General features: G+C 70.9%; 13 protein-coding genes. 5 read left to right on the forward strand and 8 right to left on the reverse strand.

Annotation, left to right across the window (positions count from 1 at the left end; translation table 11 throughout):
* Window positions 1–71 precede the first annotated feature (71 nt).
* Genes ACIQPR_RS00775 through ACIQPR_RS00790 form a run of 4 tightly spaced genes read right to left on the reverse strand, consistent with a single transcriptional unit; the run spans window position 72 to window position 4,279 of the window.
* Entirely contained in the window at window positions 72–713 is a 642-nt protein-coding gene (locus ACIQPR_RS00775; RefSeq protein WP_403639868.1) for a GTP-binding protein, read from the reverse strand.
* Entirely contained in the window at window positions 694–1,113 is a 420-nt protein-coding gene (locus ACIQPR_RS00780) for a DUF742 domain-containing protein (protein ID WP_403639871.1), read from the reverse strand. Before ACIQPR_RS00780 ends, ACIQPR_RS00775 begins: the two co-directional genes overlap by 20 nt.
* Entirely contained in the window at window positions 1,110–1,613 is a 504-nt protein-coding gene (locus ACIQPR_RS00785) for a roadblock/LC7 domain-containing protein (protein ID WP_403639874.1), read from the reverse strand. The genes ACIQPR_RS00780 and ACIQPR_RS00785 overlap by 4 nt, the downstream gene beginning before the upstream one ends.
* Complete coding sequence (locus ACIQPR_RS00790) at window positions 1,610–4,279, reverse strand: nitrate- and nitrite sensing domain-containing protein (RefSeq protein ID WP_403639877.1); 2,670 nt, start codon at window positions 4,277–4,279, stop codon at window positions 1,610–1,612. Before ACIQPR_RS00790 ends, ACIQPR_RS00785 begins: the two co-directional genes overlap by 4 nt.
* Window positions 4,280–4,632: 353 nt before the next feature.
* Here ACIQPR_RS00790 and ACIQPR_RS00795 point away from each other — a divergent pair, with 353 nt between their 5' ends.
* The gene (locus tag ACIQPR_RS00795; protein WP_403639880.1) at window positions 4,633–5,421 is read left to right on the forward strand and encodes a hypothetical protein; all 789 of its coding nucleotides are present in this window, start codon (window positions 4,633–4,635) and stop codon (window positions 5,419–5,421) included.
* Between the two features lie 61 nt (window positions 5,422–5,482).
* Here the strand turns inward: ACIQPR_RS00795 and ACIQPR_RS00800 are convergent, their stop codons facing one another.
* From ACIQPR_RS00800 to ACIQPR_RS00815, 4 genes are all read right to left on the reverse strand, one after another.
* Window positions 5,483–5,968, reverse strand: coding sequence for a MarR family winged helix-turn-helix transcriptional regulator (locus tag ACIQPR_RS00800; protein ID WP_403639882.1), 486 nt, complete (start codon window positions 5,966–5,968; stop codon window positions 5,483–5,485).
* A gap of 128 nt (window positions 5,969–6,096) precedes the next feature.
* Window positions 6,097–8,517 carry an endopeptidase La gene (gene lon, locus ACIQPR_RS00805; protein WP_403639886.1) on the reverse strand — a complete coding sequence of 807 codons (2,421 nt, stop codon included), beginning with the start codon at window positions 8,515–8,517 and terminating at the stop codon, window positions 6,097–6,099.
* 229 nt (window positions 8,518–8,746) lie between these two features.
* Window positions 8,747–9,319 carry a TIGR03086 family metal-binding protein gene (locus ACIQPR_RS00810; protein ID WP_403639889.1) on the reverse strand — a complete coding sequence of 191 codons (573 nt, stop codon included), beginning with the start codon at window positions 9,317–9,319 and terminating at the stop codon, window positions 8,747–8,749.
* 452 nt (window positions 9,320–9,771) lie between these two features.
* Window positions 9,772–10,671: a rhomboid-like protein gene (locus ACIQPR_RS00815; protein ID WP_403639892.1), complete on the reverse strand. Its 900-nt coding sequence runs from the start codon at window positions 10,669–10,671 to the stop codon at window positions 9,772–9,774.
* 131 nt (window positions 10,672–10,802) lie between these two features.
* Here ACIQPR_RS00815 and ACIQPR_RS00820 point away from each other — a divergent pair, with 131 nt between their 5' ends.
* The 4 genes from ACIQPR_RS00820 to ACIQPR_RS00835 all read left to right on the forward strand — a co-directional run bounded on the left by ACIQPR_RS00820 (window position 10,803) and on the right by ACIQPR_RS00835 (window position 17,534).
* Complete coding sequence (locus ACIQPR_RS00820; RefSeq protein ID WP_403639894.1) at window positions 10,803–11,480, forward strand: spermidine synthase; 678 nt, start codon at window positions 10,803–10,805, stop codon at window positions 11,478–11,480.
* A 113-nt stretch (window positions 11,481–11,593) separates the two neighbouring features.
* Complete coding sequence (locus ACIQPR_RS00825) at window positions 11,594–12,334, forward strand: response regulator transcription factor (RefSeq protein ID WP_399114636.1); 741 nt, start codon at window positions 11,594–11,596, stop codon at window positions 12,332–12,334.
* Window positions 12,331–13,437, forward strand: a complete 1,107-nt coding sequence (locus tag ACIQPR_RS00830) for a sensor histidine kinase (protein ID WP_403639897.1) — start codon at window positions 12,331–12,333, stop codon at window positions 13,435–13,437. The genes ACIQPR_RS00825 and ACIQPR_RS00830 overlap by 4 nt, the downstream gene beginning before the upstream one ends.
* A gap of 281 nt (window positions 13,438–13,718) precedes the next feature.
* Window positions 13,719–17,534, forward strand: coding sequence for a multifunctional oxoglutarate decarboxylase/oxoglutarate dehydrogenase thiamine pyrophosphate-binding subunit/dihydrolipoyllysine-residue succinyltransferase subunit (locus tag ACIQPR_RS00835; RefSeq protein WP_403639899.1), 3,816 nt, complete (start codon window positions 13,719–13,721; stop codon window positions 17,532–17,534).
* The last annotated feature ends 28 nt before the right edge of the window (window positions 17,535–17,562 follow it).

A 17,562-nucleotide genomic window follows, 5' to 3' on the forward strand; every position in this document is an offset into this window, starting at 1 on the left:
GCGGGTGGTGGCTCCTTGGTCGCGACAGCTCGATGACGGCTCGATCAGCGGATCGATGACTGCTCGGGGGGCTACTCGGGGGTGGCGTCCAGCGCGTGGCCGACGAGCGCGAGCAGCGTCTCGATGGCCGAGATCCGCCGCCGCGCATCCATGATCATTACAGGTATGTGCGCGGGAATCGTCAATGCCTCCCGCACGTCCTCCGGGTCGAAGCGCTCACTGCCGTCGAAGTGGTTGACCGCCACGACGTACGGCAGCCCGCAGCTCTCGAAGTAGTCGAGCGCGGGGAAGCAGTCCTTGAGGCGGCGGGTGTCGGCGAGGACGACGGCGCCGATCGCGCCGCGCACCAGGTCGTCCCACATGAACCAGAACCGCTGCTGGCCGGGCGTGCCGAACAGGTACAGCACCAGGTCGTCGTCGAGCGTGAGGCGGCCGTAGTCCATGGCGACCGTGGTGGTCGTCTTGTCCGGAGTGCCCGTGAGGTCGTCGGTCTCCTCGCTGGCCTCGGTCATCAGCGCCTCCGTCTGGAGGGGCTGGATCTCGGAAACGGCGCCCACCATGGTGGTCTTGCCGGCACCGAAACCACCGGCCACCACGATCTTCGTGGCGACCGGCGCGCGGGTGCGGTCCAACTGCCAGGCCCGCGGCTGCTCCTCGTCGTCGAGGAGCGGGGAGACGCCGTAGGCGGCGGCGTCAGAGACGACGGAGTCCACTCAGCACCCTTTCCAGCAGAGCGCGGTCAGGACGGCCCGGGCCGTGACCGGTCCCGGTTCCGTACACACGGATCTTTCCCTGGTCCGCGAGATCGCTCAGGAGCACGCGGACCACGCCGAGCGGCATCTTCAGCAGCGCGGCGATCTCGGCCACCGTGCGCATACGGCGGCAGAGTTCGACGATGGCGCGCATCTCCGGCATGACCCGGGTCTCCAGCGAACCGTTCGTCAACTCCCGGCGTTCCTCGGGGGCTTCGAGCGCCGCCACGAAGGTCTCCACCAGGAGGACATGGCCGAAGCGGGTCCGGCCGCCGGTGAGCGAGTAGGGGCGCACCCGGGCGGGTTTGCGGTCACCGCCGCGCACCGGAAGCCCGTTCGGCGTACTGCCGCCGCCGGTCATCGGGCACTCTCCGCGGACGCGTCTTCGAGGGACTTCCGCAGCTCACTGCGGAGTTCGGGGGTCAGCACATGGCCGGCCCGGCCGACGAAGAGCGCCATGTGGTACGACACGACGCTCATGTCGCAGTCCGCGGAGCCGTGCACACCGAGCAGCGAACCGTCGCTGATCGACATCACGAACAGGCTGCCCTCCTCCATCGCGACCATGGTGTGCTTGACCGAGCCGGAGTCCATCAGCTTGGCGGCGCCGATGGTGAGGCTGCCGATGCCGGAGACGATGGTGGCGAGGTCGGCGGAGGAGCCGCGCGGGCTGCTGCGCCTGGTGTCGAGGGCCTCTCTGGCCTGCTCGTTGCGGTCCGGGTCGGAGGAGAGGAGCAGCAGGCCGTCCGAGGAGACGACGGCGACGGACTGGATGCCGGGCACTTCCTCGACGAGGTTGCTCAGCAGCCAGTGCAGGTTGCGGGCTTCACTGCTCAGTCCGAAGGTACTGGGCGCGGTCAACTGCTTGCCTCCTCGACGGTGCCCCCCGTGGTTTCTTCGGATGGTGCGGTCACGCCGCGCGGCGCCGGGACCGGGTTCTGGCCGGTCCGTTCGGCGATCTCCGCCTCTACGTCGCGGTAGCCGGCGGAGGCTCCCGCGCGGAAGCCGCCGAGTCTGCGGCGCAGGGCTTCGGCGTCCACGGTGCCGGTCCGCTTGCGTGGGGCTTGTGCGGGCTGGGTGATCTTGGGGGTGCGTTTGGGGAGGCCCTTGTCGGTGACGGGGTCCTCGTCCGGCCGGGTGTGCTCGGCCTCGGCCTCGCCGTCGGCGGCCGCCGGGTCCTCCGCGGCCAGCGGCAGGAGGAGTTCCATGGTCGTCTCCGCCGGGGTCTCCCGTACGGCCCGCCCGGCCGCGGCCTCCGCCGCCTGCTCCTGCGCCTGTTCCGCCGCCTTCTCCGCGAGCGCCACGAGAGGATCCTCGTCCGGCTTCGAACGGCCGTGCAGGACATTGGAGTTGACCTCGGCCGCCGCGCCGGGCAGGGAGTAGGAGTGCGCGCTCCCGGCCGCCGGCGCGGTCGTCGGTACGGCCGTCATCGGGGCCGCCGCCAGGAGCGGGCCCGGGAGGACCACGACGGCCGCGATGCCGCCCTGCTTCTGGTCGCGGAGCTGGACGCGGACGCCGTGGCGGTGGGCCAGCCGGGCCACGACGTACAGGCCGAGGCCGAGGCCCTCCTCGCCCTCCTGGTCGTAGGGGGAGTGCGGGTCGAACTCGGTGAGGCGGGCGTTGAGGCGGGTCATGCGCTCGTCGGTCATGCCGATGCCCTCGTCCTGGACGGAGAGCATGACCTCGCCGTTCTCCAGGAGCCAGCCGGAGATCTCGACCGGGGCGTCGGGCGGGGAGAACGAGCTGGCGTTCTCCATGAGTTCGGCCAGGAGGTGGCTCAGGTCGTCCGCCGCGAAGCCCGCCACGTGCGCGTGCGGCGGGAGCGCGGAGATGCGGACGCGTTCGTAGCGTTCGATCTCGCTGACGGCCGCCCGGACGACGTCGACCAGCGGGACGGGGCCCGCGTGCTGCTGGACGTGCTCGGTGCCGGCCAGGACGAGGAGGTTCTCGCTGTGCCGGCGCATGACCGTGGCGAAGTGGTCGAGCTTGAAGAGGGTGGAGAGCCGGTCGGGGTCCTGCTCGCGCTCCTCCAGGCCCTCGATGACGGCGAGTTGGCGCTCGACAAGGCCGAGGGTACGCAGCGCGAGGTTGACGAAGGTGCCGCCGATGCTGGTGCGCAGGCGCTCCAACTGGTCGGTGGAGTCGGTGACTTCGGCGCGCAGCTCCTCGCGGGCGTCGGCCATCCGCTGGCGCTGGCCGACCAGGTGCTTGCGGTCGGCCTCCAGGGTGGCGATGCGTTCGTGGAGGGCGACGGCGTGCGCGTGCAGGGCGTTCACGGAGCGGACGACCTGGGCGAACTCGTCGTTGCGGCCGGTGAACTTGATGGCTTCCTCGGCCGCCGGGTCCTCGGCGCCGGCCAGCCGGGCGGAACCCCGGCGCAGCACCGACAGCGGACGGGTGAGCGTGCGGGCCATGGCGGTGGCGATGCCGACGGCGAGCAGCATGAGGGCGCCGAGGATCGCGACGCGCAGCTCCAGCGCGGTGACGTCGTCGTCGCGGAGCTGGGCGAGGTCCTTGGAGCGGTGCTCGTAGAGGGCGGACTCCTCGCCGCGCATCAGGTCCACCCGGGCCGAGAGCGCCGCGTCGAGCTTCTTGGTGCTGGTTTCCAACTCGCTGTCGGACAGCGTGGGTTGGTCGGTGAGGGAGGAGAGGTACTTCTCGGCGGTGTTGACCTCGGGTCCGGTGACCGTGGAGTCGTAGCCCGCGACGGCCGTCTTCGTCGCCGTGTCGCGGAAGTCGGCGAGGGCCGCGTCGGAGCGCAGCCGGGCCTGCTGGGCGGCGGCGCTGAGGGCGTCGCGCTGCTTGGTCTGGGCGGCCGTCGAGGTCTTCTCGGTGACGGGGAGACCGGTGGTGGGGCTGATGACGGTCTGGGTGCTGCTCGGCACGTTCAGGGCGGCCAGCAGCAGTCCGCGGGCGGCGGCGGCCTGCTGGACGGCGGCGTCGAGTTCGGCGAGCGCGTAGGCGCCGGACCCGGCCCGCGGCGGCATCCGCTCGGCCAGCTGGTCGGCGAGCCGGTGCAGTTCGGTGATGGCGCCGGAGTAGGCGACATGCGCCTCCAGGGCGCTGCTCTGCCCGGTGAGCGCGGCCCGGCGTACGGCGGCGACGACGTCGAGGTCGGAGCGGAGCGCGGCGGAGATGTCGGTGTCGGCGCGGAGTTCGTCGACCTGCCGGTCGACGCGGGCGCTGCGGTCCTCGTCGGGGGCCTGGGACTTGGGGCGCCCGGCGGCGATGTACGAGGTGACCTCGTCGCGCTCGTCGGCGAGCGAGTGGGCCAGCGACAGGGCGTCCTGGGTCTGCTCGGCGAGCGTCACCAGGTTCTGGGAGTCGTGGAGTTGGCCCGAGGCGGTGATGAGGGAGGGGGCCCCGGCCGCGGCGATGGCGGCGGCCACGACGGCCACGGCGACGATGAGCCGGTTGCGGACGTGGGTACTGCGCCCCTTGCCCGCGGGGTCGGGCGTGACGGCACCGGTGGCGCCCCCCTGGGGGGCCGTCTGCTTGGCTGTGCGCCGAGGCCGCTTTTTCTGCACCGGTGCTCGCATTCCTGACTCGTGATACCCATGGGGCCGGGTGACGCTCCGTCATCCCGGTACGGCGACCCTCCCAGTGCCGGTGGGCAGCGGTCGCGCATCGTCCGGGCCGCCACCCGAAGGAGTGAACCCCGTTGGGGAGTTGGCGGGCAAGTTCCGGCGGCCCGTCCCGCGCCCTCGCGCGCCGCGCCGGTTGGACGTGAGCGGCGGGCTTTGGCAGGATTCGCCGCCACGCATTCCCGGAGTGATCCATTCCACCGCAAACCAGGCGTCTGACCTGCACGACTGCACCGATTCGGTGATCAGTGCCAACGTTTTGCGAGGTCTGTGAAGAGGTCGTGCAGACTGGCCGAATGCGTACGGAACTTGTGTCGGAGCCCGGCGACCCGGGCCGCGCCAACGAGGACTTCGCGAGTGTCGGCCTTCCGGCCTCGGGACAGGGCGGTTCGCTGATCGTCCTGGACGGAGTGACTCCGCCGAGGGGCGAGACGGGCTGTCTGCATCCGGTCCCCTGGTACACCGCGCGGCTGGGCGGCGCGCTGACCGAACTGACCGTTTCCTGCCGGGATCTGACGCTGGCGGAGATTCTCTCCCGGGCGATCCTCCGAACATCCGAGGCCCACTCCGGCACCTGTGACCTTTCTCACCCGCGCACCCCACAGGCAACAGTGGTGCTGGCCCGCTGGTCCCCGGAGGAGATCGAATATCTGGTCCTTTCGGACTCCGCCCTGCTCCTCGACCCGCCGGCCGGCGAGGTGACCGCCGTACTCGACGACCGTCTGTCGCGGCTGCCGCGGGCCGCGCTCGCCACGGACGCGCTGATCGACGCCACGCTCCGTAACAAGGAGGGCGGCTTCTTCACGGCCGCCGCCGATCCGTCGGTCTCGGAGCGAGCGGTGACCGGCTCGCTCCCCCGTGCCGGGGTGCGTGCCTTCGCCGCCCTGACGGACGGGGCGACGAGGTGGGTGGAGAAGTTCGGGCAGGGCGACTGGGCGGAGTGTCTCGCCCTGGTCCGCAAGGAGGGGGCGGCGGAGCTGGTGAGCCGAGTGCGGGCGCTGGAGCGGGCCGACGAGGAGGCGCGGACGTATCTGCGCCGGAGCAAGACGCACGACGACGCGACGGTCGTGTACGTCGAGCTGTGAGCCGCCGCCTACCGCCGGTTCGGCGCGGGGTGCTTCGGCGCGGGGTGCTTCGGCTCGGGGCTCACTTCTCCATGACGCCGTTCAACTGGTGGAGCAGCCGGGCGAGTTCGGCGACCTCGCGGCGGTCCCAGTGGGAGAGCTGGCTGACGTAGCGGGCCCGCCGGGCCTCGCGGACGTGCACGACCCGGCGCCGGCCCTCGTCGGTGAGGTCGACCAGCCAGGCGCGGCCGTCCGCCGGGTCCGGCTCGCGGGAGATCAGGCCCAGCTCCTCCAGGGCGCGCAGCTGGCGGGACATGGTGGCCTTGCCGACGCCGATGTAGGCGGCGAGTTCGGTGGCCCGCTGCCGCCCGTACTCGTCCAGCCGGACCAGCAGGCCGTACGCGGCGGACTCCAGGTCGGGGTGGACCGCTCGGGCCATCTCGCCCTGGTTGGCCCTCGCCCGCCGGAGGAGGAACGTCAACTCGCGTTCCAGCGACAGGTATTCGGGATCCGGATCCGGGGTCCCGCTGTCGCCTCTGTCCTCGTCCTTGTACACGTCAGCACCCATGCTCCGCTTTCCTGATCGTGAAAGTCACCACGGCTTCGCCAGTATTTCGCAGGGTGGCACCTGCGTACGACGAAGGCCCGGGCCCCGATGGAACGGGACCCGGGCCTTCACCTGACCGGTGGCGTCCGTCACGCCGCCACCGGAACCTCCGGGGTGGCGCCGTTCGTCGCGGGCGACAGGGCCAGCTCCAGGACCTGGCGGACGTCCGTCACCGCGTGGACGTCGAGCTTGTCCAGGACCTCGGCCGGGACGTCGTCCAGGTCGGGCTCGTTGCGCTTCGGGATGATCACCGTGGTGACGCCCGCCTGGTGCGCGGCGAGCAGCTTCTGCTTCACCCCGCCGATCGGCAGCACCCGGCCGGTCAGCGAGACCTCACCGGTCATCGCCACGTCCGTACGGACCAGCCGGCCGCTGAGCAGCGACGCGAGGGCCGTCGTCATCGTGACACCCGCGCTCGGGCCGTCCTTGGGCACCGAGCCCGCCGGGAAGTGGATGTGCACGCCCCGGTCCTTCAAGTCGGCGACGGGCAGCTCCAGTTCGGCGCCGTGCGAGCGCAGGAACGACAGGGCGATCTGCGCGCTCTCCTTCATCACGTCACCGAGCTGGCCGGTCAGGGTCAGACCGGCCGCGCCGGTCTCCGGGTCGGCGAGCGACGCCTCGACGTAGAGGACGTCACCTCCGGCGCCGGTGACCGCGAGTCCGGTGGCGACACCGGGCACGGCCGTACGGCGCTCGGCCGGGTCCTGGGCGGACTCGGGCACGTGGTGCGGGCGCCCGATCAGACCGCGCAGATCGGCGTCCGTGACGGTGAACGGCAGCTCCCGCTCGCCCAGTTCGTGCTGCGCCGCGATCTTGCGCAGCAGCCGGGCGACCGACCGCTCCAGGGTGCGGACACCGGCCTCGCGGGTGTACTCGCCGGCCAGCTTGCGCAGGGCGCTCTCGTCGATGACGACCTCGTCGTCCTTGAGGCCGGCCCGCTCCAGCTGGCGCGGGAGCAGGTGGTCACGGGCGATGACGACCTTCTCGTCCTCGGTGTAGCCGTCCAGCCGGACCAGTTCCATCCGGTCGAGCAGCGCCTCCGGGATGGCTTCGAGCACGTTGGCCGTCGCCAGGAACACCACGTCGCTCAGGTCGAGTTCGACCTCCAGGTAGTGGTCACGGAAGGTGTGGTTCTGCGCGGGGTCGAGCACTTCGAGGAGCGCGGCGGCCGGGTCGCCCCGGTAGTCGGACCCCACCTTGTCGATCTCGTCGAGCAGGACGACCGGGTTCATGGACCCGGCCTCCTTGATGGCGCGGACGACACGGCCGGGCAGCGCGCCGACGTACGTACGCCGGTGGCCCCGGATCTCGGCCTCGTCCCGGACCCCGCCGAGCGCGACCCGCACGAACTTCCGTCCCATGGCGTGCGCGACGGACTCGCCGAGCGAGGTCTTGCCGACGCCGGGCGGACCGACCAGGGCCAGCACGGCACCGCCGCGCCGCCCGCCGACCACACCGAGCCCGCGCTCGCTGCGGCGCTTGCGCACGGCCAGGTACTCGGTGATGCGCGCCTTCACGTCCTCCAGACCGGCGTGCTCCGCGTCGAGGACCGCCTTGGCGCCCCGGATGTCGTACTCGTCCTCGGTCCGCTCGTTCCACGGGAGTTCGAGGACGGTGTCCAGCCAGGTACGGATCCACGAGCCCTCGGGCGACTGGTCGGAGGAGCGCTCCAGCTTGTCGACCTCCTTGAGGGCGGCCTCGCGGACCTTCTCGGGAAGGTCGGCGGCCTCGACGCGGGCGCGGTAGTCGTCGGACTCCTCGCCGTCCTTGGCGGAGTCGCCGTTCAGCTCGCGCAGCTCCTTGCGGACGGCTTCGAGCTGGCGGCGCAGCAGGAACTCGCGCTGCTGCTTGTCGACGCCTTCCTGCACGTCCTTGGCGATGGTCTCGGCGACGTCCTGCTCGGCGAGGTGGTCGCGCAGCTGCTGGGTGGCGAGCTTCAGCCGGGCCACCGGGTCGGCGGTCTCCAGCAGCTCGATCTTCTGTTCGGTGGTCAGGAAGGGCGAGTAACCGGAATTGTCGGCGAGCGTGGACACGTCGTCGATGGCCTGCACGCGGTCCACGACCTGCCAGGCCCCGCGCTTGCGCAGCCATGCCGTGGCCAGCGCCTTGTACTCCTTCACCAGCTCGGAGACAGAGCCGGGCAAGGGCTCGGGCAGGTTCTCGTCGAGCGCGGTGCCCTCGACCCAGAGCGCGGCACCGGGGCCGGTGGTGCCCGCGCCGATGCGCACGCGGCTACGGCCGCGGATCAGCGCGCCCGGGTCGCCGTCGGCCAGCCGGCCGACCTGCTCCACGGTGCCCAGCACACCCGTGCTCGCGTATGTCCCGTCGATGCGTGGCACCAGCAGGACCTTGGGTTTCCCGGGCTCGGTCCGCGCGGCGGCCTGGGCGGCCTCCACGGCGGCGCGTACATCGGTGTCGTTCAGGTCCAGCGGAACCACCATTCCGGGCAGCACGACCTCGTCGTCGAGCGGCAGCACGGGCAGGGTGAGCGGTGTGGACGTCGAAGCCATGATCTCCCCTTAGGCAGTCAAGTTGAGCTATGCCGACTCAATGCTTGAGCGCCTTCGATTGTTCCCCACCGCTTGTTCGCCGTGAGCGATCGGCGAAAGGGGCCTCCGTCCATGCAGGTCAACACGGAGACCGGGCGGGTGCTTCCCGGGACCCGGCCACCCGCGCGCGCTCCCGCTCCCGCTCCCCCTCCGAGATGCTCGACCGCGCGCCTCGGACGAAGCGGCCGGATCAGGCGACCGTACGGCCCAGGTAGGCCAGCAACCGCGCGTGCGGGGCCGCTCCGGGCGCGGGCCGGACCTCGGGGCCGAAGACGCCCGGCACGCGGTACGCGTCGAAACCGCCCAGGCCGTGCATCACCGCGAGCAGTTCCCCGCACAGGTCCTCGTCCACCAGAGCCTGTCGGCCCGTCGCGACCGCCAGGTCCACGCCGTGGACGCAGACCTCCGTGAAGTGGATCAGCGCGGCCGTCGGGCCGGGCAGCGCACCGAGCGAGATGTGGACGACGGTATCGAGGGCGCCGGGCCGGTTCCAGGCCGCGCGGTCGGTCTCGGACGCCTGCTCGTAGGCGCCCCGGGGATCCCCGCCCAGCCAGTCGGACTCGTGCTCGGCGCCCGGATCGGTGCCGTTCAGTTCGGCGGCGAAGATGTGCATCCCGCCCACCATGTGGTTGAGGACGGCTCGGGCGTCCCACTCCGCGCACGGGGTGGGGTTCGCCCACTGGTCCTGAGCAACTCCCGCCACCACAAGGCCGGTTGCCGTGATCGCCCGCTCGATCCGCCGTACTGCGACCGTCTCCGTCACCGGGACCTCCCCCGTCCAGGACCGCGCTCGGCTGTCGACACCATTGCTACACCCCCGGCCCGACATTGTCCCGACCGGGAGACCTCCGACGTCTGTCCCAACGGTCACGTCGACCTCGGGCCCGCTCTCCTCGGCCCGGCCGGGCGGGGCGTCAGAGCCGGGCGACGACCGCCCGTCCGACGGCCTCCGGGCGCGGGCCGGACCTCCCGGCCGAAGACGAGCGGCATGCGGCACGCGGCACGCGCCGAAAGCGCCCGTCCGGCGCGACAACGCCGGCGGCTCACCGCGCGCCTCCTCGTCCACCAGGCCCGTCAGGAGAGCGGCGCGGCGGCCGGGGTGGCGTCGGGGGAACCGGCACGATGCCCGTCCCGCACCCGCCCCCGGCCCGGACGCGCGGAGCAACCGCCGTACAGGAAGAGCGACTTGGTGGTGCCCGCCGGACAGGCGGGGAGTCAGGCCCGGCCCGTCCCGGCCCGGGGCAGTTCGACCGGAGCCAGCCGGATCATCCGGCCGGCCCGCTGCCGACGCCGTATCAGCGGCCAGGTCGCGACGCCTATCGCGAGCGAGATCAGATGGCCCCAGTTCGTCATGGGGTCGGTGAACGCGAGCAGGTCCGAGACCAGGCTCCAGCCGAACAGGGCGAGCAGCGGCAGCCCGAGCCAGGGCCTGAGCAGACCCGCCAGGGCTCCCGTGCTCGCGGCGACGCCGAAGCTGATGCCGTAGTCGAGGCGGTGCAGCGAGGTGTCGGGCAGGTGTCCCACGAGCACGGCGAGACCCACGGTGCCCTCGGTCGCCAGCGTCGCCAGGATGTGCCCGCTGAGGAACACCCCGGCGGCCCGCACCCCGCCGATCCGCCGCTCCAGCGCGGTCAGCACCAGCAGGAAGAGGATCGCGTAAGGCGACAGCACCCCGCCGACGATCCACAGCGCGCTGGTGACCAGCACGAGGAACGGGTCGCGGAGCAGGTGGGTGACATCGGTGCTGGAGGCCTGGTGCAAGCGGCCCACCAGCGTGGGACCGGCGTACTGCGCGACGAGCGAGGTGGCGACCAGCACCGTCCCGTAACCGAAAGTGAACGGCGTTCCGGTCGGCGTGGGCAGCACCCGCCAGGGGCGCAGGAGGCGCAGCAGGCCCGGGACGCGGGACTCCCGGGGCACGGCGGGGGTGGACGCCGAGACGGACACGGCCGCCCGACCCTGGACCGGAGCCGGGAACGGCACCGGAAGCAGCTCCAACTCGCCTGCCGTGTCCGGTACTTCCCGCTGTCTCGGCATCGCGTCCAGCAGCGTGGAGTCCTCCTCGACGGGAGGCGTGGCGGAGACCTGGGTATCGGCCGTCGCGGTCCGTTCCACCGTGCGGGACTCCTTCCGTTTCACCCCACACTTCGCCGTCCCACCTGTCGCTGTCTATGACCGACGCCACGCAAGGACCGATTCACAGCAACCCGAAAGCTTTCACAGGCGTCCGCGGGTACCGTGCGGACATGACCACCGCGTACGACCATCCCGTCGTCCTGGACCGTCGCGAGGGCCCCCACGGCGAGGTGGTGCTGCGCCGGCACGGGGAGTTGTTGCAGATCATCGCCAACGGGTGCTTCCTGATGGACACTTCGGACGGGCGCTCGGAGCGGCTGCTGATCGACGCCGCGTACAGCGCGCTCGACGGGCGCCCCCAACCCGACGTGCTGATCGGCGGGTTGGGCGTGGGCTTCTCGCTCGCGCACGCCGCCGCCGACCCGCGCTGGGGCCGGATCACGGTGGTCGAGCGCGAGAGCGCGATCGTCGAGTGGCACCGCTCGGGACCGCTGTCGGCGCTCTCCGCGTCCGCGCTGGCCGATCCACGGACCGAGATTCTGAAAACGGACCTGGTCGCATTCGTCAATGAGACATGCGCCACTTTCGACGCGCTCTGCCTCGACATCGACAACGGGCCCGGCTGGACCGTCACCGACAGCAACGACACCCTCTACTCACCGGCCGGACTGGCAAGCTGCGCAAGGGTGTTGAGGCCCGGCGGGGTGCTCGCCGTATGGTCGGCGCAGCCCTCTCCGGAATTTGAGCGAACCTTATGGAATGCCGGGTTCCAACAGGTGCGTACCGAAGAGATCCCCGTTGCCCGAGGAGTTCCCGACGTCGTGCACCTCGCCGTCCGACCTGGATAGCAAAGGGGTTGCGCGTGCCCGTACCCTGCTTGCCTGACGCGGATCATTCAAGCGTCAAGCGCAGTCATGGGATCACCCCACTGGTTCCGGAAAGCACACTTCAGGGGCGGGCGATGGAGCAGACACACACCTCCCACAACGGCACGGCCACGGCCACACCGGGCGCACAGCGCCGGGTGCTCGTGGTCGAGGACGATCCGACGATCGTCGACGCCATCGCGGCCCGTTTGCGTGCCGAGGGATTCCTCGTGCAAACCGCGGGCGACGGGCCGTCGGCCGTCGACACCGCCGAGGCATGGCAGCCCGACCTGCTGATCCTCGACATCATGCTGCCCGGCTTCGACGGCCTGGAGGTCTGCCGCCGGGTGCAGGCCGCCCGTCCGGTGCCGGTGCTGATGCTCACCGCGCGCGACGACGAGACCGACATGCTGGTCGGGCTCGGGGTCGGCGCCGACGACTACATGACCAAGCCGTTCTCCATGCGGGAGCTGGCCGCGCGGGTGCACGTCCTGCTGCGCCGCGTGGAGCGTGCCGTGGTGGCCGCCTCCACCCCCCGCTCGGGCATCCTGCGCCTGGGCGAGCTGGAGATCGACCACGCGCAGCGCCGGGTACGGGTGCGCAGCGACGACGTCCATCTCACGCCCACCGAGTTCGACCTGCTGGTGTGCCTGGCGAACACCCCGCGTGCCGTGCTCTCGCGCGAGCAGCTGCTCGCCGAGGTGTGGGACTGGGCGGACGCCTCCGGCACCCGCACCGTCGACAGCCACATCAAGGCGCTGCGCCGGAAGATCGGCGCCGAGCGGATCCGCACGGTGCACGGTGTCGGCTACGCGCTGGAGACTCCGACGCCATGAGCGGCGGGCCGACGTCACGGAGGAGTCCCGGGGAGCCCTGGGGCGGCGTACGCCCGTTCTCGATCAAGACCAAGCTGGGCGCGCTGGTCGTCATCTCGGTGCTCATCACCACCGGTCTGATGATGATCGCCATGCGCACGGCGACGGAGCTGCGCTTCATCACGGTCTTCTCGATGATCGCCACACTGCTGATAACGCAGTTCGTGGCCCATTCGCTCACCGCGCCGCTGGACGAGATGAACACGGTGGCTCGGTCCATCTCGCGCGGCGACTACACGCGCCGGGTGCGCGAGAACCGCCGTGACGAACTGGGCGACCTGGCCGGCACGATCAACGTCATGGCCGACGAGCTGGAGGCCCAGGAGCGCCAGCGCAAGGAACTCGTCGCGAACGTCTCGCACGAGCTGCGCACCCCCATCGCGGGTCTGCGCGCCGTGCTGGAGAACGTCGTCGACGGCGTCTCGGCCGCCGACCCGGAGACCATGCGGACGGCGCTGAAGCAGACCGAGCGGCTCGGACGGCTCGTCGAGACCCTGCTCGACCTCTCCCGGCTGGACAACGGCGTCGTCCCCCTGAAGACCCGCCGCTTCGAGGTGTGGCCGTATCTCTCGGGCGTGCTCAAGGAGGCCAACATGGTCGCCTCCGCGCGCGGGGGCATCGCGTCCGGCTCGGGCAGTCACACCCGCACCGACGTCCATCTGCATCTGGACGTGTCCCCGCCGGAGCTGACCGCGCGCGCCGACCCGGAGCGCATCCACCAGGTCGTCGCCAACCTCATCGACAACGCGGTGAAGCACAGCCCGGCGCACGGGCGCGTGACGGTCAAGGCGCGGCGCGGGTCGCTGCCTGAGTCGCTGGAGCTGGAGGTCCTGGACGAGGGGCCCGGCATCCCGCAGGCGCAGTGGGCGCACATCTTCGAGCGGTTCAACCGGGGAGCGGTGAGCGCGCCGCACGGGCCCGGCAGCGACGGCGGTACGGGCCTCGGCCTGGCGATCGCCCGCTGGGCGGTGGATCTGCACGGCGGCCGGATCGGAGTGGCCGAATCCGAGCGTGGCTGCCGGATTATCGTCACCCTTCCGGGACTGTCATCCGTGCCAAGTTGACGTAAAGTTCGACCCGGAGCCCCAAGATCCACGGCGGTCCGCGCTGACGGACACGTGTGATCAGGCACAGGCCCGCGCCGTTCGTGCGCCCGGTCCGCACCGAGACACCCCATCTGTAGCGGAACCACGCTTGTTTCCCGCCATTTCAGGCCCTGAAACACACTTTCCGGTGTGACTTACGCGACGATGGACCGGCCCGACCTGACCTTGGCCGTCATGGGGGCGTAGCCTTAATTCCCGCTGTCCATCACCTTGTGAAGCGGAAGAGGGCGGTTGCCGCCGTGTCGTCACAGTCCCCCAGTAACTCGACCATCTCGACCGAGTCCGACCAAGCCGCGGGTAAGAATCCCGCCGCCGCGTTCGGGCCCAACGAGTGGCTCGTCGACGAGATCTATCAGCAGTACCTCCAGGACCCGAACTCGGTAGACCGAGCCTGGTGGGACTTCTTCGCCGACTACAAGCCGGGCGCGGCCGCCGCCCCGACCTCGACCTCGGCGGGTGCTGCGGCCACGGGGGCCGCAGGGACCTCCACACCCCCGGCGCAGGCGGCACCCGTGGCCCCGGCCGCGCCCGCCGCCCCGGCGGTCCCCGCGCCCGCAGCCGCCACCCCGGCCCCGGCTCCCGCTCCCGTCGCCGCCCCGGCCCCCGCGAAGGCCGCGGCACCGGCTCCGGCTCCTGCTCCGGCCGCCGCGCCGAAGAAGGCCGCGCCCGCGACCGAGGCACCCGCCGGTCCCGAGTACGTGACGCTGCGCGGCCCCGCCGCCGCGGTCGCGAAGAACATGAACGCCTCGATCGAGGTCCCCACGGCCACGTCCGTGCGCGCGGTCCCGGTCAAGCTGCTCTTCGACAACCGCATCGTCATCAACAACCACCTGAAGCGCGCCCGGGGCGGGAAGATCTCCTTCACCCACCTCATCGGCTACGCGATGGTGCAGGCCATCAAGGCCATGCCGTCCATGAACTACTCCTTCCAGGAGAAGGACGGCAAGCCGACCCTGGTCAAGCCGGAGCACGTCAACTTCGGTCTCGCCATCGACCTGGTGAAGCCCAACGGCGACCGCCAGCTCGTCGTCGCCGGCATCAAGAAGGCCGAGACGCTGAACTTCTTCGAGTTCTGGCAGGCCTACGAGGACATCGTCCGCCGCGCCCGCGACGGCAAGCTGACGATGGACGACTTCACCGGCGTGACGGTCTCCCTGACCAACCCCGGCGGCCTCGGCACGGTCCACTCCGTCCCCCGTCTGATGCCCGGTCAGTCGGTCATCATGGGCGTCGGCTCGATGGACTACCCGGCGGAGTTCCAGGGCACCTCCCAGGACACCCTGAACAAGCTCGGCATCTCGAAGGTCATGACGCTCACGTCGACCTACGACCACCGGGTCATCCAGGGCGCCGCCTCCGGCGAGTTCCTGCGGATCGTCGCCAACCTCCTGCTCGGCGAGAGCGGCTTCTACGACGAGATCTTCGAGTCGCTGCGCATCCCCTACGAGCCGGTCCGCTGGCTCAAGGACATCGACGCGTCGCACGACAACGACGTGACGAAGGCCGCCCGCGTCTTCGAGCTGATCCACTCCTACCGGGTCCGCGGCCACGTCATGGCCGACACCGACCCGCTGGAGTACCGCCAGCGCAAGCACCCCGACCTGGACATCACCGAGCACGGCCTCACCCTGTGGGACCTGGAGCGGGAGTTCGCGGTCGGCGGCTTCGCCGGCAAGTCCCTGATGAAGCTGCGCGACATCCTCGGCGTGCTGCGCGACTCGTACTGCCGCACCACCGGCATCGAGTTCATGCACATCCAGGACCCCAAGCAGCGCAAGTGGATCCAGGACCGCATCGAGCGCTCGCACTCCAAGCCGGAGCGCGAGGAGCAGCTGCGCATCCTGCGCCGGCTGAACGCGGCGGAGGCCTTCGAGACCTTCCTCCAGACGAAGTACGTCGGCCAGAAGCGCTTCTCCCTCGAAGGCGGCGAGTCGGTCATCCCGCTGCTGGACGCGGTCATCGACAGCGCGGCCGAGTCGCGCCTCGACGAGGTCGTCATCGGCATGGCCCACCGAGGCCGCCTGAACGTCCTGGCGAACATCGTCGGCAAGTCGTACGCCCAGATCTTCCGCGAGTTCGAGGGCAACCTCGACCCGAAGTCGATGCACGGCTCCGGCGACGTGAAGTACCACCTGGGCGCCCAGGGCACCTTCACCGGCCTGGACGGCGAGCAGATCAAGGTCACCCTCGCGGCGAACCCGTCCCACCTGGAGACGGTCGACCCGATCATCGAGGGCATCGTCCGCGCCCGCCAGGACATCATCAACAAGGGCGGCACGGACTTCACGGTCCTGCCGGTCGCCCTGCACGGTGACGCGGCCTTCGCGGGCCAGGGCGTGGTGGCCGAGACCCTGAACATGTCGCAGCTGCGCGGCTACCGCACCGGCGGCACGGTCCACATCGTCATCAACAACCAGGTCGGCTTCACCGCGGCCCCCGAGTCCTCGCGCTCGTCGATGTACGCGACGGACGTGGCGAGGATGATCGAGGCCCCGATCTTCCACGTGAACGGCGACGACCCGGAGGCCGTGGTCCGCGTCGCGCGCCTGGCCTTCGAGTTCCGCCAGGCGTTCAACAAGGACGTGGTGATCGACCTCATCTGCTACCGCCGCCGCGGTCACAACGAGTCGGACAACCCGGCCTTCACCCAGCCCCTGATGTACGACCTGATCGACAAGAAGCGCTCGGTGCGCAAGCTGTACACCGAGTCCCTCATCGGTCGCGGCGACATCACCCTGGAAGAGGCCGAGCAGGCCCTCCAGGACTACCAGGGCCAGCTGGAGAAGGTCTTCACCGAGGTCCGCGAGGCGACGGCCCAGCCCGGCGCCGCCCCGATGTCGGACCCGCAGGCCGAGTTCCCGGTCGCCGTCTCCACCGCGATCTCCTCGGAGGTCGTCAAGCGGATCGCCGAGTCCCAGGTCAACATCCCGGACAACTTCCACGTCCACCCGCGCCTGCTGCCCCAGCTCCAGCGCCGGGCGGCGATGGTCGAGGACGGCACGATCGACTGGGGCATGGGCGAGACCCTCGCCATCGGCTCCCTCCTCCTGGAGGGCACCCCGGTCCGCCTCTCCGGCCAGGACTCCCGCCGCGGCACCTTCGGCCAGCGCCACGCGGTCCTCATCGACCGCCAGACGGGCGAGGACTACACCCCGCTCCAGTACCTCTCCGAGGAGCAGGCCCGCTACAACGTCTACGACTCGCTGCTCTCCGAGTACGCGGTCATGGGCTTCGAGTACGGCTACTCGCTGGCCCGCCCCGACGCGCTGGTGATGTGGGAGGCGCAGTTCGGCGACTTCGTCAACGGCGCGCAGTCCGTGGTCGACGAGTACATCTCGGCGGCGGAACAGAAGTGGGGCCAGACGTCCGGCGTCACCCTGCTCCTCCCCCACGGCTACGAGGGCCAGGGCCCGGACCACTCCTCGGCCCGCGTGGAGCGCTTCCTCCAGCTGTGCGCGCAGAACAACATGACGGTCGCGATGCCGACGCTGCCCTCGAACTACTTCCACCTCCTGCGGTGGCAGGTGCACAACCCGCACCACAAGCCGCTGGTGGTCTTCACCCCGAAGTCGATGCTGCGCCTGAAGGCCGCCGCGTCGAAGACGGAGGAGTTCACCACGGGCCAGTTCCGCCCGGTCATCGGCGACGAGACCGTGACGGACCCGGCGGCCGTCCGCAAGGTCGTCTTCGTCACCGGCAAGCTGTACTACGACCTTGAGGCCGAGCGCGCCAAGCGCGGCACCACGGACGTGGCGATCATCCGCGTCGAGCGCCTGTACCCGCTGCCGGGTGCGGAGCTCCAGGCGGAGGTCAACAAGTACCCGAACGTCGAGAAGTACCTGTGGGCCCAGGAGGAGCCGGCGAACCAGGGTGCCTGGCCGTTCATCGCCCTCAACCTGATCGACCACCTGGACCTCGCGGTCGGCGCGGACGTCCCGCACGGCGAGCGACTGCGGCGGATCTCCCGCCCGCACTCGTCCTCCCCGGCGGTGGGTTCCGCGAAGCGGCACCAGGCGGAGCAGGAGCAGTTGGTGCGGGAGGTGTTCGAGGCCTGACCGCCCCGGACCACCGCACGCGGCCGGG

This window comes from Streptomyces sp. NPDC091280 (assembly GCF_044768565.1).
GTDB lineage: Bacteria > Actinomycetota > Actinomycetes > Streptomycetales > Streptomycetaceae > Streptomyces.

What these genes read in the sequence shown, in the direction of transcription:
- ACIQPR_RS00780 (WP_403639871.1), bottom strand. Translation starts at nt 1,113, where the DNA reads ATGACCGGCGGCGGCAGTACGCCGAACGGGCTTCCGGTGCGCGGCGGT.
- ACIQPR_RS00795 (WP_403639880.1), top strand. Translation starts at nt 4,633, where the DNA reads ATGCGTACGGAACTTGTGTCGGAGCCCGGCGACCCGGGCCGCGCCAAC.
- ACIQPR_RS00800 (WP_403639882.1), bottom strand. Translation starts at nt 5,968, where the DNA reads ATGGGTGCTGACGTGTACAAGGACGAGGACAGAGGCGACAGCGGGACC.
- lon (WP_403639886.1), bottom strand. Translation starts at nt 8,517, where the DNA reads ATGGCTTCGACGTCCACACCGCTCACCCTGCCCGTGCTGCCGCTCGAC.
- ACIQPR_RS00820 (WP_403639894.1), top strand. Translation starts at nt 10,803, where the DNA reads ATGACCACCGCGTACGACCATCCCGTCGTCCTGGACCGTCGCGAGGGC.
- ACIQPR_RS00825 (WP_399114636.1), top strand. Translation starts at nt 11,594, where the DNA reads ATGGAGCAGACACACACCTCCCACAACGGCACGGCCACGGCCACACCG.
- ACIQPR_RS00830 (WP_403639897.1), top strand. Translation starts at nt 12,331, where the DNA reads ATGAGCGGCGGGCCGACGTCACGGAGGAGTCCCGGGGAGCCCTGGGGC.